Origin of the sequence: Aquabacterium sp. (genome assembly GCF_050725395.1) — a bacterium.
In the GTDB taxonomy this organism is placed as follows: Bacteria; Pseudomonadota; Gammaproteobacteria; order Burkholderiales; family Burkholderiaceae_C; genus Aquabacterium.
In genome coordinates this window covers 16,468-41,149 of the sequence record NZ_JBOHHL010000009.1, presented here as the reverse complement: position 1 = coordinate 41,149, position 24,682 = coordinate 16,468, and the positions used below count along the sequence as shown (strand labels likewise).

Here is a 24,682-nt window from a genome sequence, read left to right as displayed (position 1 = left end):
CTGCGGAACTCGATCCCTGTTTAACGGCATCGGGAATGGCGATTGCTGCGCCCGATTCAGTCCAAAGGAGCGCCCCATGACCGCACTGAAACCCGCCGCCGAACTGGCCGCCCTTGTCAGCCAGCCCTACCCCAACGACAGCGCCGAGTACCGTGAAGCCCGAACACGCCTGCTCGCCGAAGAGGTCGAGCTGAGGCGCCACATCGAGCGCGTGGCCGAACAACGCCGTGCGCTGCCGCCTGGCGGCGAAGCCGGCCCCTACCAGTTCAAGGACGAGAACGGCCAGACGGTGCGGCTGGCCGACTTGTTCGGCAAACACGACACGCTGATCACCTACTTCTGGATGTTCGGTCCGCAGCGCGAGCGCCCCTGCCCCATGTGCACGGCCTTGCTCGGCCCGCTCGACCTCACCGCCGTGGACCTCACCCAGCGCGTGGCCCTGGCCGTGATCGGCCGCTCCCCGGTGGAACGCCAGTTGGCCTTCGCCCGTGAACGCGGCTGGCGCCACCTGAAGTTCTACGCCACGGTCGGCGACGACTTCTCCCGCGATTACCGGGGCCTGGCCCCCAACGGCGATGAATGGCCCGCGATGGACGTGTGGGTCAAGCGCGATGGGGTGGTCCGGCATTTCTGGGGTGGCGAGATGGGCGGCACGCAGGACCCCGGGCAAGACCCGCGCGGCGCGCCCGACCCTGTGCCCTTGTGGAATCTGCTGGACCTGACGCCCGGCGGACGCGGCAGCGATTGGTACCCCAAGCTCAGCTACCCAGCCCAGGCCTAGCGGCGTCGCTTCTTCTGGCGCTTCAACGATGGGCTTGGCGGGGCGGCCAAGGGCAGGCCCAGGGCGACGCGGGCCAGGGCATCGGCCTCGCCATTGCGGTGGCGTGGTATCCACCGCAGGCTGACGTGCGCGAAACTCGCCAGCAGCGCGCGGGCCTCGTCGAACAAAGGGGCCAGGCGGACAACAGGCTTGCAGCCAAGCACGGTGAGTTGCTCGACCAGCACGCTGTTGTCGCTGTAAACCTGGAGCGAGGTGGCCTGCCATGACTTCAAAGCCTGCAACGCGGCCATCAAGGCGCGCAATTCGGCTTCATTGTTGCAACCGACCGCGTGCGTGGCCTTCGACAGCACATGCCGTTGGCCATGGGGATCGACCATGACGGCACCGATGCCCATGCGCCCGGGATTGGGGACGGCGCTGCCATCGCAGTGGATGGTCCAGGTCGTGGAATCGGGATCAGAGGCGGTCATGGAGCGTGCATGATAGCCAGCCCAGCGCCCGATGGTCCGAGCGCAGGGCATCAGCGGGCCGAAGCCTCCACCGCCCAGGGCGCCTCGGCGAAATGCCTGGCCAGGAACTCGATCAGCGCCTGCACGCGCGCTGGCTTGGCCCGCCCCGGTGGCGACACGATGTGCAGGGCGATGGACGGCACCTGCCAGTCGGCCAGGGTGGTCTGGACCGCGCCCGACTGCAAATCCTCCCAGGCCAGGAACTCGGGCTGCAAGGCCAGACCCAGGCCCGCGCGCAGGGCCGGCACCAATGCTTCGGCGTTGTTCACCTTGAGCGATGAAGGCACGACCTGTGCGAACTCGCCTTTCTTCTTGTGGCGGAAACGCCAGGCCTCACCGACGCGCGTGTTCGCATAACGCAGGGCCCGGTGCGAGGCCAGGTCGCGCGGGTGCTGCGGGTGGCCGTGCTGCTCGAAGTATGCGGGAGAGCCCACCAGCAGGATGCGCACCGAGCACAGGCGCCGCGCCAGCAGGCTGGAGTCGGGCAGGTTCGAGATGCGCAAGGCCAGGTCGAAGCCCTGGTCCACCACGTCGATCATCTCGTCGCTGAAATGCACGTCCAGGGTCACGTCGGGGTGCTGCTGCATGAACAGCGGCAAGGCCGGCCCCAGGTGCAGCACACCAAAGGACATGGGCGCCGCGATGCGGATGCCGCCGCGCAGGCTCTTGGACTGCTCGGTCACCTCGGCCTCGACCGCCTCGCCCTCGCTCAGGATGCGCGCTGCGCGTTCCAGCGAGGCCTGGCCGCTGGCCGTGAGCGACATCTTGCGCGAAGTGCGGTGGAACAGGACCGTGCGCAGTCGGCCTTCCAGCCGAGTGATGGCCTTGGACACCGTGGGCTGCGAGAGGTTCAGGTCGGCCGCCGCCTTGGCGAAGGAGCCGGTTTCGGCCACCTTGGCGAAGATGGCCCAGGCTTCCAGGTCGGGCAATTTACTCATGAATCAATCATGCCATTTTTGGCATGCATTGTTTTCCATATTTTCTATTCTCTTATGGATCTCAAAAATCTAAAGTTCACCCATCGACACACGCATTGAACGAAACGGAGCCACACCATGATCGAACGCCGCCCCTTTGAAGAGCTCGGTGGAGCCAACCACGGCTGGCTTGACGCCAAGCACCATTTCTCCTTCGCCAACTACCACGATGCCGAACGCATGGGCTGGGGGGCGCTGCGGGTGTGGAACGACGACACCATCGCCCCCGGCACGGGCTTTCCGCCGCATGCCCACGCCGACATGGAAATCATCACCTACGTCCGTGAAGGGGCGATCACGCACCAGGACAACCTGGGCAACCAGGGGCGCACCGAAGCGGGCGATGTGCAGGTGATGAGCGCCGGCAGCGGCATCCGCCACTCCGAGTACAACCAGGAATCCGTGACCACCAAGATCTTCCAGATCTGGATCATCCCGGATGGCCGTGGCCAGCCGCCATCGTGGGGCGCCAAGCCCTTCCCCAAGGGCGACCGCTCCGGCCAGTTCGTGGCCCTGGCCAGCGGCGTGGCGGGCGATGAAGAGGCCTTGCCCATCCGCACCGATGCCCGGGTGCTGGGGGCCACGCTCAAGGCCGGCGAGTCTGCGCAATATCACCTGGGCCAGGGCCGCCGCGCCTACCTGGTGACGGCCCACGGCGATGTCGAGGTGGACGGCGTGGCACTGGCCGCCCGCGATGGCGCCGCCATCAAGGACGTCGAGGGCTTCACCGTGAAGGCCTTGTCCGACGCCGAGATCGTGCTGGTCGACACGGCGCCGTGACACGGCGATGACAGCCGGGGCATCGAGCCCCGGCCGTGCACACCGCGCATTTCTTCCAAAAAAGCACAAAGCATCTATCCCACCCGGGCCGCCTCTTTTATGGTCGGTCTCACCTCCACAGGATTTTCACCATGGCCATCACCGCAACACCCACCCCTGGCGCCAAGCTGCTGAACCCTCACGACCACACCCTGGTCATGATCGACTTCCAGTCGCAGATGGCCTTCGCCACGCACTCGATCGACCCGGTTCAACTGCGCTCCAACGCCGGCCTGGTGGCCAGTGCCGCCGCCGGCTTCAAGGTCTCCACCGTCCTGACCACGGTCGCCGAGAAGAGCTTCTCCGGCCCCATGTTCGACGAGGTGACCGCGCCCTTCCCTGGCCAGACCTTGCTCGACCGCACCTCGATGAACACCTGGGAAGACGCCGCCGTCATCCAGCGCATCAACGAGATCGGCAAGCCGCGCATCGTGCTGGCCGGTCTCTGGACCAGCGTCTGCATCGTGGGCCCGGCCCTGTCGGCGCTGGACCAGGGCTTCGAAGTCTTCGTGATCGCCGATGCCTGCGGCGACGTCTCGGCCGAAGCCCACAACCGCGCCATGGACCGCATGGTGCAGGCTGGCGCCCAGCCCATCACTTCGCTGCAATACCTGCTGGAGCTGCAACGCGACTGGGCCCGCAGCGACACCTACGACATGACCACCGGCATCGCCCGCAAGTTCGGCGGCGGCTACGGCATCGGCATCAACTACGCCCGCGCCATGTTCGGTGCGCACGAAGGCTGATTGGGTTTTGAGCGGGATCAGGCCGATGGCATGCCCTGCTCCGCGAATGTCCCCCGGCCTGCGGCCTCCTCCTTTATTTCGCTGCGCAGGGCATGCCATCAGCCTGATCTGGAAGCACCATTGCGTGCGCACCCCGTGCAGCGCCACGGTCCCGGCCGAGGGTGCGGTGTGGCCCTGAAGCGAAATAAAGGAGGAGGCCGCAGGCCGGGGGACATTCGCGCAAGGGCCACACCGCACCCTCGGCCCAAGCCATACCAAGCGAAACACCAGGAGCACGCAACATGAGCACCGAACGCACCACGCCCGAACTGATCCTCCACCATGGCCTCATCACCACGCTGAACAAAGCCAACCCCACCGCCAGCGCCGTCGCCATCCAGAACGGCCGCTTCCTGAAGGTGGGCCAGGACCACGAAGTGATGCCACTCGCCGGCCCCGACACCCAAGTCATCGACTTGAAAGGCAAGCGCGTGCTGCCAGGCCTGATCGACAACCACCTGCACATCATCCGCGGCGGCCTCAATTTCAACCTGGAGTTGCGATGGGACGGCGTGCGCAGCCTGGCCGATGCCATGGGCATGCTCAAGCGCCAGGTCGACATCACGCCCGCGCCGCAATGGGTGCGCGTGGTCGGCGGTTTCACCGAACACCAGTTTGCCGAGAAGCGCCTGCCCACCATCGACGAGCTCAACGCCGTCGCGCCCGACACACCGGTCTTCTTGCTGCACCTGTACGACCGCGCCCTGCTCAATGGTGCCGCGATGCGCGCCGTGGGTTACACGCGTGACACGCCCCCACCACCCGGTGGCGAGATCGTGCGCGACAGCGCCGGCAACCCCACCGGCCTGCTGCTGGCCAAACCCAACGCGTCCATCCTCTACGCCACGCTGGCCAAGGGCCCCAAGCTGCCTTACGAGTACCAACTCAATTCCACACGCCACTTCATGCGCGAGTTGAACCGCCTGGGCGTGACCGGCGCCATCGACGCCGGCGGCGGCTTCCAGAACTACCCAGACGACTACAAGGTGATCCAGGAACTGTCGGACGCCGGCCAGTTGACCATCCGCCTGGCCTACAACCTGTTCACGCAAAAGCCCAAGCAGGAGAAGGAAGACTTCCTGAACTGGACGGCGACTTCCCAGTACAAGCAGGGCACCGACTACTTCCGCCACAACGGCGCGGGCGAGATGCTGGTGTTTTCAGCCGCCGACTTCGAGGACTTCCGCCAGCCGCGTCCCGACATGGCGCCCGAGATGGAAGGCGAGTTGGAAGAGGTGGTGCGCGTGCTGGCGCAAAACCGCTGGCCCTGGCGCCTGCATGCCACGTACGACGAGACCATCAGCCGCGCGCTGGATGTGTTCGAGCGCGTCAACCAGGACGTGCCCCTGCAGGGCCTGAACTGGTTTTTCGACCACTGCGAAACCATCTCCGACCAATCGATCGACCGCATCGCGGCACTGGGCGGCGGCATCGCCGTGCAGCACCGCATGGCCTACCAAGGCGAGTACTTTGTCGAGCGCTATGGCGCCGGTGCGGCCGAGGCCACGCCGCCCGTGTCGCGCATGATCGAGAAGGGCGTGAAGGTCTCGGCCGGCACCGACGCCACGCGGGTCGCCTCGTACAACCCATGGGTGTCGCTGTCGTGGCTGATCACGGGCAAGACCGTGGGCGGGATGCAGCTTTATCCGCAGCGCAACTGCCTGGACCGCGACACCGCGCTGCGCATGTGGACCGAGAACGTCACCTGGTTCTCCAATGAAGTCGGCAAGAAGGGCCGCATCGAAGCCGGCATGTTCGCCGACCTGGTCGTGCCCGACCGCGACTTCTTCAGCTGCCCCGAGGCCGACATCGCCGACACCACGGCGCTGCTCACCATCGTCGGCGGCAAGGTGGTCTACGGCGCGGGCGACTTCGCCCCGCACGACGGCAACGCCCTGCCCCCCGCCATGCCCGACTGGTCGCCCGTGCGCAAGTTCGGCGGCTACGGCAACTGGGGCGAGCAGGAAGGTGCGCCCATGCAGGCCGTCATGCGCAAGGCGGCCGCCAATTGCGCCTGTGCCAACGACTGCAACCTGCACGGTCACCAGCACGCCACGGCCTGGAGCAGCAAGCTGCCCATCGCCGACCTCAAAGGCTTTTGGGGCGCGCTGGGTTGTGCCTGCTGGGCCGTGTGATGCTGGATGACCTGAAAGACCTGGCCACGTCGCCATGGGCACATTGGCTGGCCCTGCTCCTGCTGTGCTTGGCCTACCTGCAAGGCGCCATCGACAAGCTGCGCGATTTCCCCGGTGCCATCGCCGAGATGCGGCACTTCGGACTGCGCCCTGCCGCCCCCTTGGCGGCGGCAACCATCGCGTTCGAGCTTGCCGCGTCGTTCATGGTGCTGGCCCATGTCCACCGCTGGCTGGGCGCCCTGGCCCTGGCGAGCTTCACCGTGCTGGCCAACCTGCTGGCGGACCGTTTCTGGAAGCTGCCCAAGCCAGAGCGCCGCCTCGTGGCCAACGCCTTTTTTGAACACTGGGGGCTGGCGGGGGGATTCCTGCTGGTGGCCTGGCATGACCTGGGGGGACGCCATGTCTTCTAACACCGCTTCCTCTTCAAGCAGCTTCGCGCCCCTTCGCTCGCCTGTCTTCGCCGTCCTCTGGATGGCCACGGTGCTGGGCAACATCGGCAGCTTCATGCGCGACGTGGCCAGCGCCTGGATGGTGACCGAGCTGTCGGCCAGCCCGGCCGCCGTCGCGCTGATCCAGACCGCCGCCACCCTGCCCATCTTCTTGCTCGCGATCCCGGCCGGCGTGCTGTCCGACATCCTCGACCGCCGGCGCTTCCTCATTGGCATCCAGGTCCTGCTGGCCTGTGTCAGTGGCACCTTGCTGCTGCTGTCCAAGACCCAGTTGCTGACGGTGGACTACCTGGTCGCGCTGACCTTCGTGGGTGGCATCGGCGCGGCGCTCATGGGTCCGACCTGGCAATCCATCGTGCCCGAACTCGTGCCCCGCTCAGACCTGAAGAATGCCGTGGCGCTGAACTCGCTGGGCATCAACATCGCGCGCGCGCTGGGTCCGGCGGCCGGTGGCATGCTGCTGGCCAGCTTTGGCGCCGCCGCGGCCTATGGCGCCGACGTGCTGAGCTATGTCTTCGTCATCGCGGCACTGCTGTGGTGGCACCGACCGGCGGCCACCAGCACCGACCTGCCAGAGCAGTTCTTCGGTGCGTTCCGGGCCGGCTTGCGCTACGCCAGATCGAGTCGAGAACTGCACGTGGTGCTGCTGCGCGCTGCGGTGTTCTTCCTCTTCGCCAGCTCGGTGTGGGCGCTGCTGCCCTTGGTCGCGCGCAAGATGCTGTCAGGCACGGCGGGCTTCTACGGCCTCATGCTCGGGGCCGTGGGCGCTGGCGCCATCGCTGGCGCGCTCGTGCTGCCCAGGTTGCGCGGGCGTTTGAGCTCGGATGGCCTGGTGCTGCTGTCCTCGGTGCTCAGCGCTGGCGTGATGGCCGCGCTGTCCCTGGCACCGCCCCAATGGGCCGCCGTGCTGCTGATGCTGGTCCTGGGCGTGGGTTGGATCATCGCCCTGACCACGCTCAATGGCGTGGCCCAGTCGGTGCTGCCCAACTGGGTGCGAGGCCGTGGCCTGGCCATCTACTTGATGGTGTTCAACGGCGCGATGGCCGCTGGCAGCCTGGCCTGGGGGCTGTTCGCACAAGAGGTCGGCATCCCCACCACCTTGCTGATCGGCGCCGGGGGACTGGTCCTGGTCTCGCTGGTTTCTCACCGCGTCAAGCTGCCCACTGGCGAAGCCGACCTGCAAGCCTCCAACCACTGGCCCGAGCCGATGCTGACCGAGCCCGTGGCGCACGACCGCGGCCCCGTCGTCATCCAGGTCGAATACAAGGTCCGCAAGCACGACATCCCGGCCTTCCTGCACGCCATGCGCCATGTCGCGCAAGAACGCCGCCGCGACGGCGCCTACGCCTGGGGCGTGGCCGAACACACCAGCGAGCCGGAACGGGTCATCGAATGGTTCATGGTCGAGTCGTGGGCCGAACACCTTCGGCAGCACCGCCGCGTGTCCAAGGCCGACGCCGACCTCCAGGCCGAGGCCCTGCGCTTCCACACCGGCCCCGACCGGCCGGTGGTCCACCACTTCCTGGCCTTGCGCCTGCCCTGAGCACATTTTTCCTTCACCACCCTCTCACCCACCAAAGGACCCGAGTCATGCCCACCCTCCAAACCAAAGACGGCACCGAGATCTACTACAAGGACTGGGGCACCGGCCAGCCCATCCTGTTCAGCCACGGCTGGCCCCTGGACGCCGACATGTGGGACGCCCAGATGCTGTTCTTCGCCTCGCGCGGCTACCGCGCCATTGCCTTTGACCGCCGTGGTTTCGGCCGCTCCAGCCAGCCTTGGACCGGCTACGACTACGACACCTTCGCCGACGACATTGCCGAACTGATCGGCCAACTCGACCTGCAGAACGTGGTGCTGGCGGGCTTCTCGATGGGCGGCGGCGACATCACCCGCTACATCGCCCGCCACGGCAGCGCCCGCGTGGCCAAACTGGCCTTGATCAGCGCCGTGACGCCCATCTTCGGCCAGGCCGAAGGCCACCCCGGCGGCGTCGACCTGTCCGTTTTTGAAGGCATCCGCCAAGGCCTGACCGCCGACCGCGCCCAGTTCCTGGACGACTTCAACACCTTGTTCTACGGCACCAACCGCCCTGGCGCCAAGGTCTCGCCGGGCGTGTTCAAGCAGACGCTCTTCATCGCCCTGCACGCGTCCATCAAAGGCACCATCGACTGCGTGACCGCTTTTTCGGAAACAGACTTCCGCCCGGACATGGCCAAGATCGATGTGCCCACGCTCGTGATCCATGGCGACGACGACCAGGTCGTGCCCTTCGAAACCACGGGCAAGCTGGCCGCCAGCCTGATCAAGGGTGCGACGTTGAAGGTCTACCCAGGCGCCCCCCATGCCACGGCCACGACGCACGCCGACCAGCTCAACGAAGACCTGCTGGCCTTTGTGAAATCCTGACACCGTGAAGCGGTCATCGTCCAGGAAGCCGGAGGCCACGGTCGCCATGCCGGCCGCCTCGGCTTCCAATGGGGACGACGCGCCACGCGATCCGCCCGGCAAGGACCTCGTGCTGGCGGCGCTGGCGCGGGCCTTGCTGATCACCTTGATGGACCCGCACGCTCCCGGCAGCCCGCGGTTCCTCGACCAACTCCTCCGGGCCCTGCGCACCCACCTCCAAGAGCGGTATGGCGACTGACCAACCGTCGTCAGCAAGAACTGCTATCGTTCAGCACAGCCCGTCCCCACGGCCTGTACCGCGAAAGAGAGCGTCCGACCTTGTCCCCCATGATCGCCCCGCCATCCCCCACCGACTCACTGGGCTGCGCCAGCCACAAGCTTCACAAGAGCCTGGACATCAGCGGCGATGGCATCCAGTTCTACCGGCGGCGCACCGACGACACGCAACTGGGCCACGTGTCCACGCCGGCCAGCGACCGTGGCTTCCTCGTCGGCGTCTCGATGGCCAGCGGGCATCGCCGCAAGATCTTCCATGGGCACCACAGTTCGTCCCATGATTTCAGCGCCGGGTCCGTGTACGTGCGCAGCTTCTCGCACGACTACCGGGCCGACCTGCGCGGGCCTTTCGACTTCCTGCTGCTGGAGCTCTCCGGCGCCTCCTTCGACCGCGCCATCGGCGAACGCATGGGCACGCGCGTCAAGGGACTCGACGGCGTGACCGGCCTCCCTGACCCCGTTCTGGCCAACCTGGCCTGCGCGCTCGCCCCGGCGCTCGACCGTCCGGCCGAAGCCAGCCGCGTCTTCGTGGAACAGATGGGCGCCGTGATCGAAACCCACTTGCTTGAGCAATATGGCGGCGGCCTGCGAAGTGCCCAGCCCAAATCCCAGGCCCTGTCACGCGCCCATGAGCGGCGGGCCAAGGAGATGCTGCTCAACCGCCTGGATGGCAGTGCCTCCATCGCCGACATCGCCGAGGCCTGCTCGCTGTCCAGAAGCCATTTCATCAGGACCTTCCGGAAGACCACGGGCCAGACGCCCCACCAGTGGCTCCAGGCGCAGCGCATCGAGCATGCCCGGCACCTGCTGCGCGACACCACCACACCGACCGCCGAGGTCGCCACCCTGTGCGGCTTCGCGGACCAAAGCCATTTCACGCGGGTCTTCACCCAGTGGGTGGGGGCCACCCCGGGCCGTTGGCGGCGCGACATGCGATGAGGCCAGAACATGTTCGATGAGCTTGAATCCCACGCGCGCCAGGCCGCCCCCGCGGGCATCGACCACTGGGCCGTGCGCGGCGTGAGCGAACGCAGCCAGCGCCTGCTGGTCCGCCAGAACATCGCGCAATCACCGTCCGTGACGCGTGACGAAGGCGCGATGGTGACGGTGATCGCGGGCGGTGGCCTGGGCTATGCCGCCACCAGCGACACCTCGGCGGCCGGGCTCAAGGTCGCCTTTGCCCGCGCGCAAGCCTTGGCGCGCGCCACCGCGGGCCGCACCGTGTTCGACCCCGGCAGCCTGCGCATGCCGAGCCCGCAAGGCCGCTACGACAGCGAGGTGATCAGGGACAGTGCGCAAATGAGCCTGAGCGACCGGATCGAGCTGCTGCGCGCGGTCAGCGCCGCCACGAAGGTCGACGACCGCATCATCGACTGGCAGGCCAGCCTGTGGACCGTCCACGCCGACCAGCTCCACCTCACCAGCGATGGGGCGCGCGCCGAACAGCATTGGCAGATGCTGACCCCGGCCATCCAGGCCACGGCGCAGGCCCACGGCGTGACCCAGACCCGCTCATCGGCCGGCCAGTACAACGGTTTCTGCCAGCAAGGCGGCCTGGAGGTGATCGACCGTTCCGGCTTCAGGACCGACGGCCCCCGCGTCGCACAAGAGGCCATCGAACTCACCCTGGCCCCGCCCTGCCCCAGCGGCACCTTGGACCTGGTCCTCATGCCCGACCAGATGATGCTGCAGATCCACGAGTCCATCGGCCACCCGCTGGAGCTCGACCGCATTCTGGGCGACGAACGCAACTTCGCGGGCACCAGCTTCGTCACGCTCGACATGTTCGGCCACTACCGCTATGGCAGCGATCTGCTCAACGTCTCGCACGATCCGCAGCAGGCGCACGAGTTCGCAGGGTTCGCCTTCGACGACGATGGCACGGGCGCGCAACGCCAACGCATCATCGAACACGGCATCCTCCAGCAACCCCTGGGTGGCGCCATTTCGCAATCCCGGGCACGTGCGCTGGGCTTCGACCTGGGTGGCCTGGCCACCACGCGCGCCTCGTCGTGGAACCGCGCGCCCATCGACCGCATGAGCAACCTCAACGTCGAACCCGGCGATGCCCGCTTCGACCAGATCATCGCGTCCATCGAGCATGGTGTGCTGATGCGCACGAATTGCTCGTGGAGCATCGACGACTCCCGCAACAAATTCCAGTTCGGCTGCGAACACGGCCGCATGATCCGGCACGGCCAGCTGGCCGAGGTCGTGCGCAACCCCAACTACCGCGGCATCTCGGCCACCTTCTGGCGCTCACTGGCCATGGTGGGCGATGCCAGCACCTTCGAGGTCATGGGCACGCCCTTCTGTGGCAAGGGCGAACCATCGCAGGTCATCCGCGTGGGCCACGCCGCCCCCGTGTGCAAGTTCGCCGATGTGGCGGTGTTTGGCGGAGCCTGACGACCATGTCCAACCACCTCACCAACCGCCACTACCTCGACATCCTGATGGATGCCGCGCTCGAGGCCACGCCCGGCGCGTCCACCTGCAGCCTGCACATTGCCGCCGAGGACACCACCTTCATCCGTTTCAACCACGCGCGCGTGCGCCAGGCCACGCAGGTGAGCCAGGCCTATGCCACCGTGACACTGACGCAAGGCGCCCGCTCGGCCGACAGCACCCTGACGCTGGTGGGCGACCGGCTCCTGGACACCGCCGCCTTGCTGCATGCCCAGGCCGAACTGGCCCGCGACCTGCCCTTGCTGCCGGAAGACCCCTACCTGCTGAGCCCCGACACCGTGGTCGACACCGAGCGCGATGACGCCGGCACCTTGCCCAGCGCCAGCCAGGTGATCGACGCGGTGGCCAAGCACGCGCCAGGCCTGGACCTGGTGGGTTTCCATGCCAGCGGTCCCATCGTGCGCGCCTATGCCGACAGCCGAGGCCAGCGCAACTGGCACCGGGTCGACACCTTCAGCTTCGACTGGTGCCTCTACCACTCCACCGACAAGGCGGTGAAAGCCCTTCGGGCCGGTCAGCACTGGGATGAAGCTGCCTGGGCCCGGCAACTGGCGCAGGGCGCGGCGCAATTGCGATTGCTCGGGCAGGCCCCACGGACACTGCCGCCTGGCCGCTACCGCGCTTATTTCGCGCCCTCGGCCATGGCCGAGCTGTTGGGCGTTCTCGCCTGGAGCGGCTTTGGCCAGAAGGAACAAGCGGTGGGCACCTCTTCGCTCACGCGCCTGGTGCGTGGCGAGGCCACGCTGCACGCCAGCGTGCAACTGAGCGAGGACACGGGCCGCAGCATCGCGCCCGCCTTCACGCCCGAAGGTTTCACCGGACCGGGCCAGGTGCCCCTGGTGGTGGATGGCCAACATGCGGGCACGCTGTGCTCGCCGCGTTCAGCGCGCGAGTTCGGCCTGCCCACCAACGGCGCCTTGGCTGGCGAAAGCCCGCAAGCCCTCAGCATGGCGCCCGGCAGCCTGCCCGAAGCCGATGCGCTCAAGGCGCTCGGCACGGGCCTGTACATCAGCAACCTGCATTACCTGAACTACAGCGACCGCCAGCATTGCCGTGTCACCGGCATGACGCGCTTCGCCTGCTTCTGGGTCGAGAACGGCGAGCTGGTCGCGCCGCTGCAAGTCATGCGCTTCGACGACGACCTGCTGGACCTGCTGGGCCCACGACTGATCGCCTTGACGGACCACGCCGAAATCCACCAGGACACCAACACCTACAGCCAGCGTCAACTCGGCTCCATCACCACGCCAGGTGCGCTGGTGGCAGGGTTCGAATTGACGCTGTGACCGGCGGCCAGCCTCAGTTCAGGGCGCTGGTCGGCACCACCGGCAGCACGATGCTCGAAGGGTGCTGCGCGTCATTGAAGACCGTGCTGATGTTGCCGTTGACGGCCGCCTGCTGAGGCAAGGGCCACACGCCTTGGGCTTGGTTGCTGGCGCTGATCGCCACGCGCAGCTTGTGGCCACTGCGGATCAAGGCGGCGTTGGGGAAAATCTCCACCGGCACCAGCACGGGCTGGCCAGGCGACAAGGGCTGGGCCGACGCGGCCGTGAACGGGTGCCACGGCTGGATCATCACGCCATTCAGGTAACGCGAGCGGCTGTTGTCAACCGCACGGTAGCGCGCCGACATCAGGCCCGTGCTGATGGGCGTGGCCACCCCGGCCGCGTCGACATCGTCCACGCGGATGGCGATGGCCGCATCGGTGCTCAAGGCCGACATCCACACATCGGCCTGGATCGGGCCATTGATGTACAGGTCGGATGCCAGCACTTCGGTCTGGTAGATCAGCGCGCCTTGCGTGGCCTCGACCTTGGCGCTGTTGCTGTAGCAGGCCTGCGGCAGCAGGCCGGCGATGCCCAGCGTCCACTGCACGAAGCTGCTGGAGCACTCGCTGCCATCGTTGATGGTGACGCTGGCCTTCACGGTCTTGTTGTTGCGGACGATGGAGACCACCGGCGCCTTGGGTTCGCGGATGGTGTGGCCGATCTCGCCTGCGGCAGGGGGCTGCGCGCTCAGGCTCATGTCGCCGCGCAGGTACAGGCGTTGTGCCGCGGCCTGGGGATGAGGCCAGTCGGTCGCGCGGGCATAGCGCTTGGTGCTGCCCGTGCCGTAGCCTTGAACGAACTGGGTCACGTTGGGCAACGTTTCGGCACCCGTGCTCTTGCCCTTGAGGTACTGGTCGAACCACTGCAGCAACAGGAACTTGCCGCCAGGCGCGCCATTGGAGGCCGTGTTGTTGGCCCCGGCGATCAGGCCCGTCACCGCTTGCAGGTGCGAACCCGGCAGGATCAGCAGCTTGGTGTTGACGTTCTTCTTCAGTTGTTCGTAGATCAGGGGCTCGTCGCGCTGGAAGATGTCGTTGGTCGATCCCACGATGAAGGTCGGCACCTTGATGCTGGAGGCCTTGTCCACCGGCGAGCGCACCGCCCAGAAATCGCCATCGTCGGTCGCGATGCCCACCTTGCCCGCCAGGCCATCGTTGACCGTCGGCAGGTACCAGCTGTCGATGGCGGCCACGTGCTGCGCATCGGCCGCGGCGATGATCGAGGCGTACTTGGGGTTGGACAGTTTCTCGATGTCGTTGAGCGCGCCCACGCTCAGCGATTGCGTCAATGGCAGCCAGATGCTCAGGAACTTCGCGTTCAGCAGGCCACCCGCGCCCACCACACCACGGTAGGAATCGCCCATGGGCACGACCGCGAACACGGCCTTCACCGCGGGGTTCTGCTGCTCGGCCGTGAGCAGGCTGGAAATGCCCAGGTAGGAGGTACCGGCCAGCCCCAGGTTGCCGTTGAACCAGGGCTGCTGCGTCACCCACTTGACGGCCTCGCCATAGGCCTGCTGTTCTTCGGCGCCCAGCAGCTTGGTTTCGCCACTCGACATGCCGGTGCCATACGCGTCCACCGCCACGGTGATGTAGCCACGGCGGATCATGAAGTCATCTTTGCCGCCCACCATCAGCGTGGTGTCGGCCGTGGCGATGGTGCCCAGCAACTGGCCCACGTCGTTGCGGTAGGCGGTCTGCGTCAGGATGGCGGGGAAGGTGCCGGGCACCTGCTTGCCCCAGAAGTCGGCGGGCACAGACACCCGCACCGACAGCTTCTCGCCCGTGCTGGTGGTGATGAACTGCAAGGGCAAGGTGATGGCGCGCGGATAGTCTTCCTTGCGCGTGTAGTCCTGCCACACGGCGTTTGCGTTGGACGTGATCGCCGGGTTGGCCTGGCTGGTGCTCCCACGCGTGCCCAGGGTGGTGGTCTGCGCGCCCACGTTGTGGGTGCCCACAGCCAGGAGGCCGGCCACCAGGGTTTTGAGCATGAACGGACAGGCCTTGATGACGGGTGACGGATGCATGGGAACCCTTGTTGATTGATGGGCCGGGCACGCCAGTGCCGGGCGTCGAGGCTGGCGCATTTTTCTGGCCCGGCCCTGGCTTCAACAATCAGGACTATCCCGTGACAGGGTTTGCAGACGCTTGAGCGCGGGGGCTCGCAAAAACGATGAACGTCACACGGTCATCGCCACCATGGCGCCCGCTCAAGCACGCGCCGGGCGTGGACCGTGGCGCAACGTCAGCAGGGTGCCCAGCGTCATCGCCGTGACCGCGAATGCCGGGCCGCCGATCGCGCCGATGTGGTCGACGAGCAGGCCGCCGCCGATGGCACCGCTGGCGATGGCGATCTGGAAAGCCGCCACCAACAGGCCACCTGCGCCTTCGGCCTGGTCAGGCGCCACCCGCACGATCCAGGTCTGGAAGCCCACCGGGAAAGCCCCGAAGGCAAAGCCCCACAGCACCACGGCCACGGCGGTGACCAGGGCCGAGCTGCCCGCCAGCAGCAGGCTGGCCGCCAGCGCCGCGATCAACCCGCCCCCGAGCACGATGGCGCGGCGTTCACTGCGCTCGGCGATGTAGCCGCCCGCCAGGTTGCCGAAGAAGCCGCCAATGCCGTAGCCCAGCAAAACCGCCGAGATGGCACTGACGGACAAGTGCGTGACGTTCTCCATCAGCGGCCGGATGTAGGTGAAGCCGGCGAAGTGGCCGGAGATGACCAGCAGGACGGCCAGCAGCGCCACGCGCACGCCGGGGCGCCGCAGCAACTCACCCAGCACCCGCAGGTCCGGGTTGTCGCGCGGAGGCAAGGACGGCAGCGTGAACACCTGGGTGACCAAGGTGAGCACGCTGACCGCCCCCGCGGCGATGAAGGCACTGCGCCAGCCCCAGAGCTCACCCATCCAGGCGCCGATGGGCGCGGCACACACCGTGGCGATGGACACCCCCGTGAGGATGAAGGACATCGCGCGGGCAAACAGGTGCTCGGGCACCAGGCGCATCGCCAGCGCGGCCGCCATCGACCAGAAGCCCCCCAGGGCCACCCCCAGCATCACACGCGCGGCCAACAACACTGGCAAGCTGGCGGCGGTGGCCGCCAGGGCGTTGGACAACAGCAGCATGAAGGTCAGCGCGAGCAGCACGGCGCGGCGGTCGAAACGCCGCGTGAGCAGTGGGATGGACGGCGCAGCGATCGCCCCCACCAAGGCCGTGGCCGTGACCGTCTGGCCAGCCGCGCCTTCGGACACGTGGAGATCGGCGGCCATCGCGGTGAGCAGGCTGGCGGGCAAGAATTCAGCCGTGACCAGCCCGAACACCCCCAGCGCCAGCGAGGCCACGGCGGGCCATTGGGCAGACGCTTCCGGCGTGGCAGGAAGATCGGGTGGGCAGGTTGAGCAGGCGGTGGAAGGCATGTCGGCGGTGGTGTTGCAGTGGCTGAGCCGCCAGCTTAGGCGTAAGATTCAGGCGTTTCCATGTCGAAAGAACCTGAATGCTTGACAATTTGTCCAGTGTCACGTCCAAGCCCTCGGTGGAGCCCGCGAGCACGCGCGACACGCTCACGCAAGTGCTGCTGGGCTTGCGCCTGGATGGTGTCGAGTACGGCCGCTGCCTGATGCGCGCGCCCTGGGCGGTGGCCTTCCCGGCGCAACGCGAAGCGCGTTTCCACTTCGTGGCCAGCGGCCAAGGTTGCTGGTTGCGCACCCCTTCGACCGATTGGCTGCAGCTGAACCCCGGCGATGCCGTGCTGCTGCCGCGTGGCAGTTTCCATGTCCTCGCCAGCGCACCCGACGTGCCCACGGTGGACATCGACTCGCTGTCGCGCGTGGCGGTCTCGGACAACATCTACCTGGTGCGAGGCGCCGCCGACGGGGTGGACAGCACCCCGCCCGATGTCATGTTCTGCGGTGCGATGCGCTTCAACCTCGACCCGCTGCACCCCTTGCTGGCCATGATGCCGGACGTGATGCGCGCCGATGACCTGGCCCAGCGCGATCCCACCGTGCCCGCGCTCATGGAAGCCATGGAGCGCGAGGTGGCATTGGACCGCATCGGCGCCTGCGGCATCCTCGCGCGGCTGGCGGACGTGCTCGCGGCCAGCATCATCCGAGCCTGGGTGGAATGCGGCTGCAGCGACTCGACTGGCTGGATCGCGGCCGTGCACTGCCCCAAGATCGGCAAGGTCATTGCCGCCATCCACGCCGATCCGGAACGCGACTGGAGCGTGCCCGTGCTGGCCGCGTTGATGGGCGTCTCGCGCTCGCGCTTTGCCGAAGCCTTCACCCGCACACTCGGCGAAAGCCCCGCCAAGTACGTCGCCAAGGTGAAGATGTTCGAAGCCCGGCGCTGGATCTCGCAAGACGGCATGCGCATCGCGGTCGCGGCCAATCGGCTGGGCTACGACTCCGAGGCCTCGTTCAGCCGGGCCTTCAAGCGCGTCATCGGCCACCCACCCAGCGCGATGCGGGCCCAGCGCTGGCACGCTGGTCGACCATGAACACCACCAAATCCTTGCTGATCGTCTTCCACTCGATGACGGGCGGAACGCGCCAAATGGCCGAGGCCGCATGCCAGGGCGCGGCTTCGGAGCCCGGCGTGACGGTGCAACTGCGCCACGCCTCGCAGGCCGGGCCCGACGATGTGCTCGCGGCCGACGGCTTCATCTTCGCCACCCCGGAAAACCTGGCCGCCATCAGTGGGCAGCTCAAGGATTTCTTCGACCGCAGTTACTACCCGGCGCTGGATCGGCTCAACGGCCGCCCTTACGCCAGCCTGGTCTGCGCCGGCAGCGATGGGCACAACGCGGCCAGACAAATCGACCGCATCGCCACCGGTTGGCGCCTCAAGGCGATCGCAGAGCCCCTGATCGTCTGCACGCACGCGCAGACCACGCCAGCGATCCTGGCGCCCAAGCAGCTTGGCGAGGAGGCGCTGGCACGCTGCCGCGCCCTGGGCGAAGCGGTGGCCACGGGCCTGGCGCTGGGGGTGTTCTGAGCTGCCTGTTCGGTGCGCCGTTCAGAGTTGCGAACCGATCAGGCTCGCCAAGTTTTCGCTGGCTTTTTCCAGCCAGGGCCGCGCCAGCCATTGCGCATGGCTGACGGGCCTGGCGCTGCGCAGGTCCGCCTCGAACAACGCTGTCTGCTGCCGGGCGAACGCGGGATCGATCACGTTCAAGGTCGCTTCATCATTGAGGCTGAAGGAGCGGTTGTCGAAGTTCGTCGAGCCCACGGACACCAGGGTGCCATCGACGATCATCACCTTGCAGTGGTACATGGTGGGCGCGTACTCGGCGATCAAGGCCCCCGCCGCCAGCAGAGGGCCCCACCGCGCGCGCGAAGCGCTTCGAACCGTGTCGCTGTCGATGTGCTTGCCGGGCACGATGATCCGAAGCCTGACACCGCGCTTCATGGCCGACAGCAAGGCCTCGACCGTGAGGTGGTCGGGCACGAAGTAGGCGGCCGACAAATCGATGGTGCTCGAGGCCGAGGTGATGGACAGCAGGTACATCAACTGCATGTTCTCGCTGCCCCCCGAAGGCGAGCTGCTGAACACCTGGGCCAGGCTCTCGCCCACCGGTGCCAGGGTTGGAAAATAGCCGGGCCCATGCAGGACTTCGCCACTCACCTTGATCCAGTTGTCCATGAACACCGCCTGCATCTGCGCCACCACCGGGCCCTTCACCTGAAAGTGCGTGTCACGCCAGTGGGCCTCGTTCTGCGCATGGCCCTCCCATTGCGGCGCGATGCCCACGCCCCCCGTGAAGCCGATCCTCCCATCGATGATCAGCAGCTTGCGGTGCGTGCGGTTGTTGAAGCGCGCCAGGTGCGTCCAGTGGGGCGAATGGAAGCGCCGAATTTGCACCCCGGCTTCGGTCATCCGCTCCATCAGATCCCTTTCCATCTTCATGCTGCCCAACCAGTCGAGCAGCACGTGCACCTTCACACCGTGTCGTGCCCGCTCCGACAAGGCCTCCGCGAACTGCTGCCCGACATGGCCTGACCAGTAGATGTAGGTCTCGAAGGTGATGGTCTTCTCGGCGGTGCGGATGGCCTCCAGCATGGGCGGAAAAATCTCGTCGCCGTTCGCCAGGGCCTGAACCTGGTTGCCGCCGGTGAACGGCGGCCCGAGGAGCACACCCAGTTCGTGCTGGAAGCGAGGATCGGCCAGGCTGTACAGCCGATCGATGCGCCGCTCGACCTTGTTCTCGGCACCGATGAAGTTCAAGCCGATGAGCAGCCCCACGAGGACCGTTGTCACGGCGGCCACGACGCCCCCCAAGGTTCGGCCCTTCATGTCACCGGCATTCCGAGGGTGAGGGGCATGGTGGCATCGAAGTTCGCAGTCGGGTCAAGTGGGGGCATGGCCTCACAGGGCAATCGGCATGCCCAAATGCCGATCAATGGTTTGCCAGGTACGCTGATTGCAATAGAGAACCGCCAACGTGTGGCGCAAGGAGAAAGAAAGATGACGCTCAGCAAGGATTACACGCAAGACGCGCCGACGCGCGAACAGGTGGACGCGATGCAGGGGGCCTTGGTGTTGGAATTCGGCGTGGACTGGTGCGGTTTCTGCCGTGCGGCCCAGCCTGCCATCACCTCGGCCCTGGTCAGGCACCCTGAGCTGCCGCACCTCAAGGTGGAGGATGGTCCAGGGCGCGCCCTGGGCCGCTCCTTCCGCGTCAAGCTTTGGCCGACGCTCATTTTCCTGTCCGATGGTCAGGAGGTGGCACGGCTGGTCAGGCCCAGCGATCCCAACGAGATCGCAGAAGCCCTGACGCGGATCGCCACGAAGCACGAGCAGGCCTCCTCCTGACGTCGTTCCCATGGACATCGTCACCTTCAACGTCAATGGCATCAATGCTCGCCTGCCAGCCTTGCTGCAATGGCTGGCCGAAAGACGCCCCGATGTCGTCTGCTTGCAAGAGTTGAAGGCGCCTCAGGAAAAGTTTCCACTGGCCGCCATCCGCGACGCTGGGTACGGCGCCATCTGGCACGGCCAAAAGAGCTGGAATGGCGTGGCCATCCTGGCGCGGGGCGTGGACCCCATCGAGCACCGGCGCGGGTTGCCCGGTGACCCTCAAGACGAGCAAAGCCGCTACATCGAAGCCGCGGTGAGCGGCATCCTGGTGGGCTGCCTGTACCTGCCCAATGGCAATCCAGCCCCGGGCCCCAAGTTCGATTTCAAACTGCGCTGGTTCGAGCGTCTGTCGGTGCATGCCCAAGCACTGCTGGACAGTGGCTTGCCGGTGGTTCTGGCCGGCGACTACAACGTGATGCCGACGGACCTGGACGTCTACAAGCCCGAGCGGTGGCTGGACGATGCCCTGTTCCGGCCCGAGGTGCGCGAGGCCTACCGCCAGTTGCTGGGACAAGGTTGGACCGATGCACTGCGCGCCTTCCACCCGGACGAGCGCATCTACACCTTCTGGGACTACCTGCGCAACAGCTGGCCCCGCAATGCCGGCCTGCGCATCGATCACTTGCTGGTGAGCCCGTCGCTGGCCGGGCGCCTGGTGGGTGCGGGGGTGGACAAGGAAGTCCGCGGCCGCGAAAAGGCCAGCGACCACGCGCCGGCCTGGATCAAGCTGAGCCCGCCAGCGCCTTAGGAACCGAAGGCCTCATCCAGGCAACAGGGGCAGTGCCAGCGTCATCAAGGCGTGAAGGACCACACCCACCAGGCCTCCGACGACGGTGCCATTGATGCGGATGAACTGCAGATCGCGGCCCACGCTCAGTTCGATCTGCGCCACCAACTGGCGTTCGTCCCAACCTTTCACGGTGGTGGCGATGTGGTTGGTCAAGGTGTTGCGCAAGGTACCACTGAGCTTGTCGGCGGCCGACAGCACGTGGCTGTTGATCGCCTCGCGCAGGCCTGGGTCTTCGGCCAATTGGCGCCCCAGCCGAAGCAAACCCTGCTCAAGGTGACGGCCCAAGGCGGAGTCTTCCTGCGCCAGATCCCTTTTCAGCGCGGCATGGATCTCGGTCCACAGGCCATGGACGTAGTCGAGCACCGCCGGGTGCTCGATGATCCGCAATTTGATCTCGTTGACGCGGTCGATCAAGGCCGGATCGGCCTTGAGGCGTTCGATGAAGCCTTGCAGCCAGTCCTCGTACTGAAGGCGGACCGGGTGGTCAGGCTCGGCCATCACTTCGCGCATCTCGTTGATGACCGCCAGGGCAAGCCGGTCGGCCAGGTTGTCGCCCAGATCATCGACCGACTTGACGAGGTTCACCGCCTTGATGATCTTGGGCCACTCGGTGCGCGCATGCTTGACCATCAGGGTCGACAGCTTGTGCCGGGTCTCGGGGTTGTCCAGGTAATGCCCCAGGTTCACCAAGGCCGCGTTCAGCAGGTCATGGTGCCGCCCATCCCGGGTCAACAGGCCCAGCACATCGCCGCCCAGGGACGACGCGTCCCAGGCCCGGACCTTGGCCACCACGAAGCGGTGGATCGCCTGTCGGACGGCCGCTTCGTCCAGCAAGTCGAGCGCCTCCAGGGCCATGGCGCGCGCCGAGGCGCTGATCTGGCGAGCCTGCTCTGGCTGGCTGATCCACTGCCCCAGGCGGGCCGCAGGATCGAACACCGAGAGCTTGGACAACAGGGTCGCGGGGTCCAGGAAGTGATCCCGCACGAAGCTGGCCAGGCTGTCCGCGATGCGGCCCTTGCTGGCCGGGATGATGGCCGTGTGCGGAATGGGCAAGCCCCCAGGCCGCCTGAACAAGGCGACCACCGCGAACCAATCGGCGAGCGCCCCCACCGCGGCGGCCTCGCAAAAGGCCCTCGTCCAGGCCCAGGGCCCTCGTGCGCCCATCCAGTGGCTGAGCACCAGGCCGGCGATGGCCAGCATCAGCAGGCCCAGGGCCAAGGCCTGCATGCGCCGAAGGGGTTTGACACGCGGGTCTTCCGACAGTACAGGTTCGACACTCATTGGCCACATCCTATCGATCACGGTGTCCGGCACGGCGGTTGCCACGCTGTGACCATTCCAGGCCCACGGACAAAACAGAATGCGCCCCTTGCCGCCATCGCCAGCCCCCATCAACACCGCCACCATTTTGAAGCTCGGCCGCGATGCGGTCTCGTCCTGGATGGACGATTATGGCCAAAGCATGGGAGCGGCCCTGGCCTACTACGCCGTGTTCTCCATCGCACCACTGCTGCTGATCGTGATCTCTTTCGCCGGCCTGGTCTTCGGCACGGAGGCCGCGCGGGGCGAGATCCTCCAGCAACTGAGCGGTCTGATGGGCGACGATGCCGCGCACGCCGTGCAGGGTCTGCTCGAGAGCGCCAGCGAACCCACGACCAGCGTGTTCGCCGCCATCGTGGGCGGCGTGATGCTCGTCATTGGCTCCACCACCGTGTTCGGCGAACTGCAGGACGCGATGGACCGCATCTGGCGCGTGCCTCAGCAGAACAAACCCAGCGGCGTGTGGGGCTTGCTCAGGTCACGCTTCCTGTCATTCGGCATGATCCTGGGCATCGGGTTCCTGCTGATGGTGTCGCTGGTGTTCAGCGCGGCACTGTCGGCCCTGGAAGGCTGGTGGAGCCCATGGTTCGGCGGTTGGGCGGTCCTCGCCAGCGTGGTCAACCAGGTGATCGGCTTCTTGCTGACCAGCGCGGCCTTCGCCCTCATCTACAAGATCATGCCGCGCGTTCGCATCCGCTGGCATGACGTGTGGGTGGGCGCTGGCGTGACCGCGCTGCTGTTCACCGTGGGCAAGTACCTGATCGGCCTGTACATCGGCAAGAGCGGCGTCACCTCCATGTTCGGCGCGGCGGGCTCGCTCGTGGTCTTGCTGGTGTGGGTGTATTACTCGGCCCAGATCTTCCTGATCGGCGCCGAATTCACCTGGGTCTATTCGCACGCCTTCGGCTCACGCCGTGGCCAGCCCAAGCCCCCGCCCAGGGCGGCTTCGAAGGACGGCGCAGGGTTTCCCTAAGTGCTCAAGCCAACACTTGGCCGCCACGGCCATTGAGTCCGCCAGTTCGATCAACAAGAATCCGGGACAGCACTCAGACATCAAAGGATCGAGGATGGACGGATTGAATCGACGGAAATTCCTGGGCGGCGCGGCGGCTGCCGTGGCAGGCGCCTCCTTGCCGGGCACGGCCAATGCGGCCATCCCCGTGACGACTTCGCAAGAGCGCGTCGTGGTGATCGGCTCGGGCTTCGGTGGCGGCGTCTCGGCGCTGCGCCTTGGCCAAGCGGGCATCAAGGTCCTTGTGCTCGAGCGCGGCCGTTGGTGGAAAACCGGGCCCAACGCCGAAACCTTCCCCCACGCCACCACGTTGGACAAGCGCGACCTCTTCTACACCGCATGGCCAGAAATCAACGGTAAACGCGTTGGCTGGAATCCCTACGCCGGCCTGCTGGAGCCCTTTGTCGGCCAGGGCATCATCGCGGTCACCCCCGCTGGCGTGGGCGGCGGCTCCCTGATGTACCAGGGCATGACACTGCAACCCACTGAGAGCCTGTTCAAGGCCTGCTTCCCGCAGATCGACTACGAGGAGATGGCCAAGGTCTTCTACCCGCGCGTGGCCCAGATGCTGCAATTGCAGACGGCGCCCGATGCCCTGGTCAGCAGCCCCAACTACCAGGCCGCACGCCTTTTCGCCACCAAGGTTCAGGCCGCGGGCTACGACCTGCAGAAGATCCCGATGCCGATCGACTGGAACTACGCGCTGGCCGAACTGCGGGGCGAGATGAAGCCCTCCTACACCAACGGCGACTGCGCCCTCGGTGTCAACAACGGCGGCAAGCATTCGGTCGACGTGACCTACATCGAGCAGGCCCTCGCCACTGGCAACGTCACCGTCGCGGCACTGCACCACGTCACCAGCATCGCCCGCACACGCCAGGGCGCCTGGACAATCAATGTGGACCGCACCGACGAAGCGGGCACCGTGCTCGAGCGCAAGGTCATCACGGCCAAGAGCCTGATCCTGTCCGCCGGCACCATCAACACCTCGAAACTGCTGGTGCGTGCCAAGGCCCGTGGCGACATCACCGGCCTGCCGGATGGCGTGGGTCAAGGCTACGGCACCAACGCCGACCAGATCTACGTCTGGTCGAACGACAACGAAGATTTCGGCACCGCGCAGGGCGGCCCGGTCGTTTACGGCAGCAAGGAGTGGAACGACCCCAGCCAACCCGCGAACACCGTGATCCAGGCTTCTCTGCCACCTTCCAGCAAGGGCAGCGATTCCAGCGCCATGCCCTCCGCGTTGCTGCCCGCCGCCAATGCCGTGGCGAGCACCACCTCGTCGACCAAATCGACGATGCTGGTGGGTTACGGCATGAGCGAAGGTCGGGGCAAGTTCGTCTACAACTGGCTGACCGACAAGGTGGAACTGAAGTGGCCTTCCGGCGGCGACGCCAAGACCAACCAGCGCATCAAGGAACGCCTCACCAAGATCGCCGGTCCTGGCGCCAAGCTGCTCAACACCAACGACCTGGTCAACACCACCTGGCACTCGCTCGGGGGCGCCTGCATTGGCGTCGTCTGCGACCAGGAAGGGCGGGTCAAGGGACAGCGTGGGCTGTATGTGCTCGACGGCGCCCTGATGCCGGGAGCCACGTGCGCATGCAACCCGTCGATGACGATCGCCGCCGTGGTGGAGCGGGCGCTGGACCGGATCGTGCAGAACGACATCGGCACGATCATTTGACGAAGGGGCCTGAAGCTCGAACAAACCCTGATAGGCGCCCGGCAAAAAACGGGCGCCTCACGGGAAAACACCAGGT

At 66.6% G+C, this 24,682-nt stretch carries 23 protein-coding genes; 17 read left to right on the top strand and 6 right to left on the bottom strand.

What is annotated here, in order from left to right; translation table 11 throughout:
- Positions 1 to 76: 76 nt before the first annotated feature.
- Positions 77 to 781: a DUF899 family protein gene (locus ACREB4_RS07965; RefSeq protein WP_431587680.1), complete on the top strand. Its 705-nt coding sequence runs from the start codon at positions 77 to 79 to the stop codon at positions 779 to 781.
- On the opposite strand, the gene ACREB4_RS07960 is transcribed toward ACREB4_RS07965, so the two are convergent.
- Together ACREB4_RS07960 and ACREB4_RS07955 are read right to left on the bottom strand one after the other, a co-directional pair.
- Positions 778 to 1,251: a ribonuclease HI family protein gene (locus tag ACREB4_RS07960; RefSeq protein WP_431587679.1), complete on the bottom strand. Its 474-nt coding sequence runs from the start codon at positions 1,249 to 1,251 to the stop codon at positions 778 to 780. The two genes, ACREB4_RS07965 and ACREB4_RS07960, sit on opposite strands and share 4 nt — an antisense overlap.
- Positions 1,252 to 1,301: 50 nt before the next feature.
- Positions 1,302 to 2,228: a LysR family transcriptional regulator gene (locus ACREB4_RS07955; protein ID WP_431587678.1), complete on the bottom strand. Its 927-nt coding sequence runs from the start codon at positions 2,226 to 2,228 to the stop codon at positions 1,302 to 1,304.
- 117 nt (positions 2,229 to 2,345) lie between these two features.
- Here ACREB4_RS07955 and ACREB4_RS07950 point away from each other — a divergent pair, with 117 nt between their 5' ends.
- From ACREB4_RS07950 to ACREB4_RS07905, 10 genes are all read left to right on the top strand, one after another.
- Positions 2,346 to 3,047: a pirin family protein gene (locus ACREB4_RS07950; RefSeq protein WP_431587677.1), complete on the top strand. Its 702-nt coding sequence runs from the start codon at positions 2,346 to 2,348 to the stop codon at positions 3,045 to 3,047.
- Between the two features lie 131 nt (positions 3,048 to 3,178).
- On the top strand, positions 3,179 to 3,832 hold the full coding sequence (locus tag ACREB4_RS07945) for a hydrolase (protein ID WP_431587676.1): 654 nt from the start codon (positions 3,179 to 3,181) through the stop codon (positions 3,830 to 3,832).
- A gap of 281 nt (positions 3,833 to 4,113) precedes the next feature.
- Entirely contained in the window at positions 4,114 to 6,006 is a 1,893-nt protein-coding gene (locus ACREB4_RS07940; RefSeq protein WP_431587675.1) for an amidohydrolase, read from the top strand.
- The gene (locus ACREB4_RS07935) at positions 6,006 to 6,416 is read left to right on the top strand and encodes a DoxX family protein (RefSeq protein WP_431587674.1); all 411 of its coding nucleotides are present in this window, start codon (positions 6,006 to 6,008) and stop codon (positions 6,414 to 6,416) included. The genes ACREB4_RS07940 and ACREB4_RS07935 overlap by 1 nt, the downstream gene beginning before the upstream one ends.
- The gene (locus ACREB4_RS07930; protein ID WP_431587673.1) at positions 6,406 to 7,998 is read left to right on the top strand and encodes an MFS transporter; all 1,593 of its coding nucleotides are present in this window, start codon (positions 6,406 to 6,408) and stop codon (positions 7,996 to 7,998) included. Before ACREB4_RS07935 ends, ACREB4_RS07930 begins: the two co-directional genes overlap by 11 nt.
- 47 nt (positions 7,999 to 8,045) lie before the next feature.
- On the top strand, positions 8,046 to 8,867 hold the full coding sequence (locus ACREB4_RS07925; RefSeq protein WP_431587672.1) for an alpha/beta fold hydrolase: 822 nt from the start codon (positions 8,046 to 8,048) through the stop codon (positions 8,865 to 8,867).
- Between the two features lie 4 nt (positions 8,868 to 8,871).
- A complete protein-coding gene (locus ACREB4_RS07920; RefSeq protein ID WP_431587671.1) occupies positions 8,872 to 9,105 on the top strand; it encodes a hypothetical protein in 234 nt (77 codons plus the stop codon).
- Between the two features lie 89 nt (positions 9,106 to 9,194).
- Positions 9,195 to 10,082: a helix-turn-helix domain-containing protein gene (locus tag ACREB4_RS07915; RefSeq protein WP_431587776.1), complete on the top strand. Its 888-nt coding sequence runs from the start codon at positions 9,195 to 9,197 to the stop codon at positions 10,080 to 10,082.
- A gap of 9 nt (positions 10,083 to 10,091) precedes the next feature.
- Positions 10,092 to 11,549, top strand: coding sequence for a TldD/PmbA family protein (locus tag ACREB4_RS07910; protein WP_431587670.1), 1,458 nt, complete (start codon positions 10,092 to 10,094; stop codon positions 11,547 to 11,549).
- A 5-nt stretch (positions 11,550 to 11,554) separates the two neighbouring features.
- Entirely contained in the window at positions 11,555 to 12,895 is a 1,341-nt protein-coding gene (locus ACREB4_RS07905) for a metallopeptidase TldD-related protein (protein ID WP_431587669.1), read from the top strand.
- Between the two features lie 13 nt (positions 12,896 to 12,908).
- Here ACREB4_RS07905 and ACREB4_RS07900 read toward each other — a convergent pair whose 3' ends face one another.
- The gene (locus ACREB4_RS07900) at positions 12,909 to 14,963 is read right to left on the bottom strand and encodes a CocE/NonD family hydrolase (protein ID WP_431587668.1); all 2,055 of its coding nucleotides are present in this window, start codon (positions 14,961 to 14,963) and stop codon (positions 12,909 to 12,911) included.
- Positions 14,964 to 15,146: 183 nt separating this feature from the next.
- The gene (locus ACREB4_RS07895) at positions 15,147 to 16,352 is read right to left on the bottom strand and encodes an MFS transporter (RefSeq protein WP_431587667.1); all 1,206 of its coding nucleotides are present in this window, start codon (positions 16,350 to 16,352) and stop codon (positions 15,147 to 15,149) included.
- 77 nt (positions 16,353 to 16,429) lie between these two features.
- Between ACREB4_RS07895 and ACREB4_RS07890 the strand changes: the two genes are divergently transcribed.
- Together ACREB4_RS07890 and ACREB4_RS07885 are read left to right on the top strand one after the other, a co-directional pair.
- Positions 16,430 to 17,434, top strand: a complete 1,005-nt coding sequence (locus ACREB4_RS07890; protein WP_431587666.1) for an AraC family transcriptional regulator — start codon at positions 16,430 to 16,432, stop codon at positions 17,432 to 17,434.
- The gene (locus ACREB4_RS07885; protein WP_431587665.1) at positions 17,431 to 17,931 is read left to right on the top strand and encodes a flavodoxin family protein; all 501 of its coding nucleotides are present in this window, start codon (positions 17,431 to 17,433) and stop codon (positions 17,929 to 17,931) included. The genes ACREB4_RS07890 and ACREB4_RS07885 overlap by 4 nt, the downstream gene beginning before the upstream one ends.
- Before the next feature lie 21 nt (positions 17,932 to 17,952).
- On the opposite strand, the gene ACREB4_RS07880 is transcribed toward ACREB4_RS07885, so the two are convergent.
- Complete coding sequence (locus ACREB4_RS07880; RefSeq protein ID WP_431587664.1) at positions 17,953 to 19,230, bottom strand: phospholipase D-like domain-containing protein; 1,278 nt, start codon at positions 19,228 to 19,230, stop codon at positions 17,953 to 17,955.
- 171 nt (positions 19,231 to 19,401) lie between these two features.
- Here ACREB4_RS07880 and ACREB4_RS07875 point away from each other — a divergent pair, with 171 nt between their 5' ends.
- Entirely contained in the window at positions 19,402 to 19,749 is a 348-nt protein-coding gene (locus tag ACREB4_RS07875; protein ID WP_431587663.1) for a thioredoxin family protein, read from the top strand.
- 10 nt (positions 19,750 to 19,759) lie between these two features.
- Positions 19,760 to 20,542, top strand: a complete 783-nt coding sequence (gene xth / locus ACREB4_RS07870; RefSeq protein WP_431587662.1) for an exodeoxyribonuclease III — start codon at positions 19,760 to 19,762, stop codon at positions 20,540 to 20,542.
- A 12-nt stretch (positions 20,543 to 20,554) separates the two neighbouring features.
- Here xth and ACREB4_RS07865 read toward each other — a convergent pair whose 3' ends face one another.
- On the bottom strand, positions 20,555 to 21,865 hold the full coding sequence (locus ACREB4_RS07865; RefSeq protein ID WP_431587661.1) for a DUF445 domain-containing protein: 1,311 nt from the start codon (positions 21,863 to 21,865) through the stop codon (positions 20,555 to 20,557).
- Positions 21,866 to 21,944: 79 nt separating this feature from the next.
- On the opposite strand from ACREB4_RS07865, the gene ACREB4_RS07860 reads away from it, so the two are divergent.
- Positions 21,945 to 22,877: a YihY/virulence factor BrkB family protein gene (locus ACREB4_RS07860; RefSeq protein WP_431587660.1), complete on the top strand. Its 933-nt coding sequence runs from the start codon at positions 21,945 to 21,947 to the stop codon at positions 22,875 to 22,877.
- A gap of 94 nt (positions 22,878 to 22,971) precedes the next feature.
- Positions 22,972 to 24,606: a GMC oxidoreductase gene (locus ACREB4_RS07855; RefSeq protein WP_431587659.1), complete on the top strand. Its 1,635-nt coding sequence runs from the start codon at positions 22,972 to 22,974 to the stop codon at positions 24,604 to 24,606.
- Positions 24,607 to 24,682: the final 76 nt, after the last annotated feature.

Coding starts and splice junctions, on each gene's coding strand:
- ACREB4_RS07965 (WP_431587680.1), top strand. CDS start 77: ATGACCGCACTGAAACCCGCCGCCGAACTGGCCGCCCTTGTCAGCCAG.
- ACREB4_RS07960 (WP_431587679.1), bottom strand. CDS start 1,251: ATGACCGCCTCTGATCCCGATTCCACGACCTGGACCATCCACTGCGAT.
- ACREB4_RS07955 (WP_431587678.1), bottom strand. CDS start 2,228: ATGAGTAAATTGCCCGACCTGGAAGCCTGGGCCATCTTCGCCAAGGTG.
- ACREB4_RS07950 (WP_431587677.1), top strand. CDS start 2,346: ATGATCGAACGCCGCCCCTTTGAAGAGCTCGGTGGAGCCAACCACGGC.
- ACREB4_RS07945 (WP_431587676.1), top strand. CDS start 3,179: ATGGCCATCACCGCAACACCCACCCCTGGCGCCAAGCTGCTGAACCCT.
- ACREB4_RS07940 (WP_431587675.1), top strand. CDS start 4,114: ATGAGCACCGAACGCACCACGCCCGAACTGATCCTCCACCATGGCCTC.
- ACREB4_RS07935 (WP_431587674.1), top strand. CDS start 6,006: ATGCTGGATGACCTGAAAGACCTGGCCACGTCGCCATGGGCACATTGG.
- ACREB4_RS07930 (WP_431587673.1), top strand. CDS start 6,406: ATGTCTTCTAACACCGCTTCCTCTTCAAGCAGCTTCGCGCCCCTTCGC.
- ACREB4_RS07925 (WP_431587672.1), top strand. CDS start 8,046: ATGCCCACCCTCCAAACCAAAGACGGCACCGAGATCTACTACAAGGAC.
- ACREB4_RS07915 (WP_431587776.1), top strand. CDS start 9,195: ATGATCGCCCCGCCATCCCCCACCGACTCACTGGGCTGCGCCAGCCAC.
- ACREB4_RS07910 (WP_431587670.1), top strand. CDS start 10,092: ATGTTCGATGAGCTTGAATCCCACGCGCGCCAGGCCGCCCCCGCGGGC.
- ACREB4_RS07905 (WP_431587669.1), top strand. CDS start 11,555: ATGTCCAACCACCTCACCAACCGCCACTACCTCGACATCCTGATGGAT.
- ACREB4_RS07900 (WP_431587668.1), bottom strand. CDS start 14,963: ATGCATCCGTCACCCGTCATCAAGGCCTGTCCGTTCATGCTCAAAACC.
- ACREB4_RS07895 (WP_431587667.1), bottom strand. CDS start 16,352: ATGCCTTCCACCGCCTGCTCAACCTGCCCACCCGATCTTCCTGCCACG.
- ACREB4_RS07890 (WP_431587666.1), top strand. CDS start 16,430: ATGCTTGACAATTTGTCCAGTGTCACGTCCAAGCCCTCGGTGGAGCCC.
- ACREB4_RS07885 (WP_431587665.1), top strand. CDS start 17,431: ATGAACACCACCAAATCCTTGCTGATCGTCTTCCACTCGATGACGGGC.
- ACREB4_RS07880 (WP_431587664.1), bottom strand. CDS start 19,230: ATGAAGGGCCGAACCTTGGGGGGCGTCGTGGCCGCCGTGACAACGGTC.
- ACREB4_RS07875 (WP_431587663.1), top strand. CDS start 19,402: ATGACGCTCAGCAAGGATTACACGCAAGACGCGCCGACGCGCGAACAG.
- xth (WP_431587662.1), top strand. CDS start 19,760: ATGGACATCGTCACCTTCAACGTCAATGGCATCAATGCTCGCCTGCCA.
- ACREB4_RS07865 (WP_431587661.1), bottom strand. CDS start 21,865: ATGAGTGTCGAACCTGTACTGTCGGAAGACCCGCGTGTCAAACCCCTT.
- ACREB4_RS07860 (WP_431587660.1), top strand. CDS start 21,945: ATGCGCCCCTTGCCGCCATCGCCAGCCCCCATCAACACCGCCACCATT.
- ACREB4_RS07855 (WP_431587659.1), top strand. CDS start 22,972: ATGGACGGATTGAATCGACGGAAATTCCTGGGCGGCGCGGCGGCTGCC.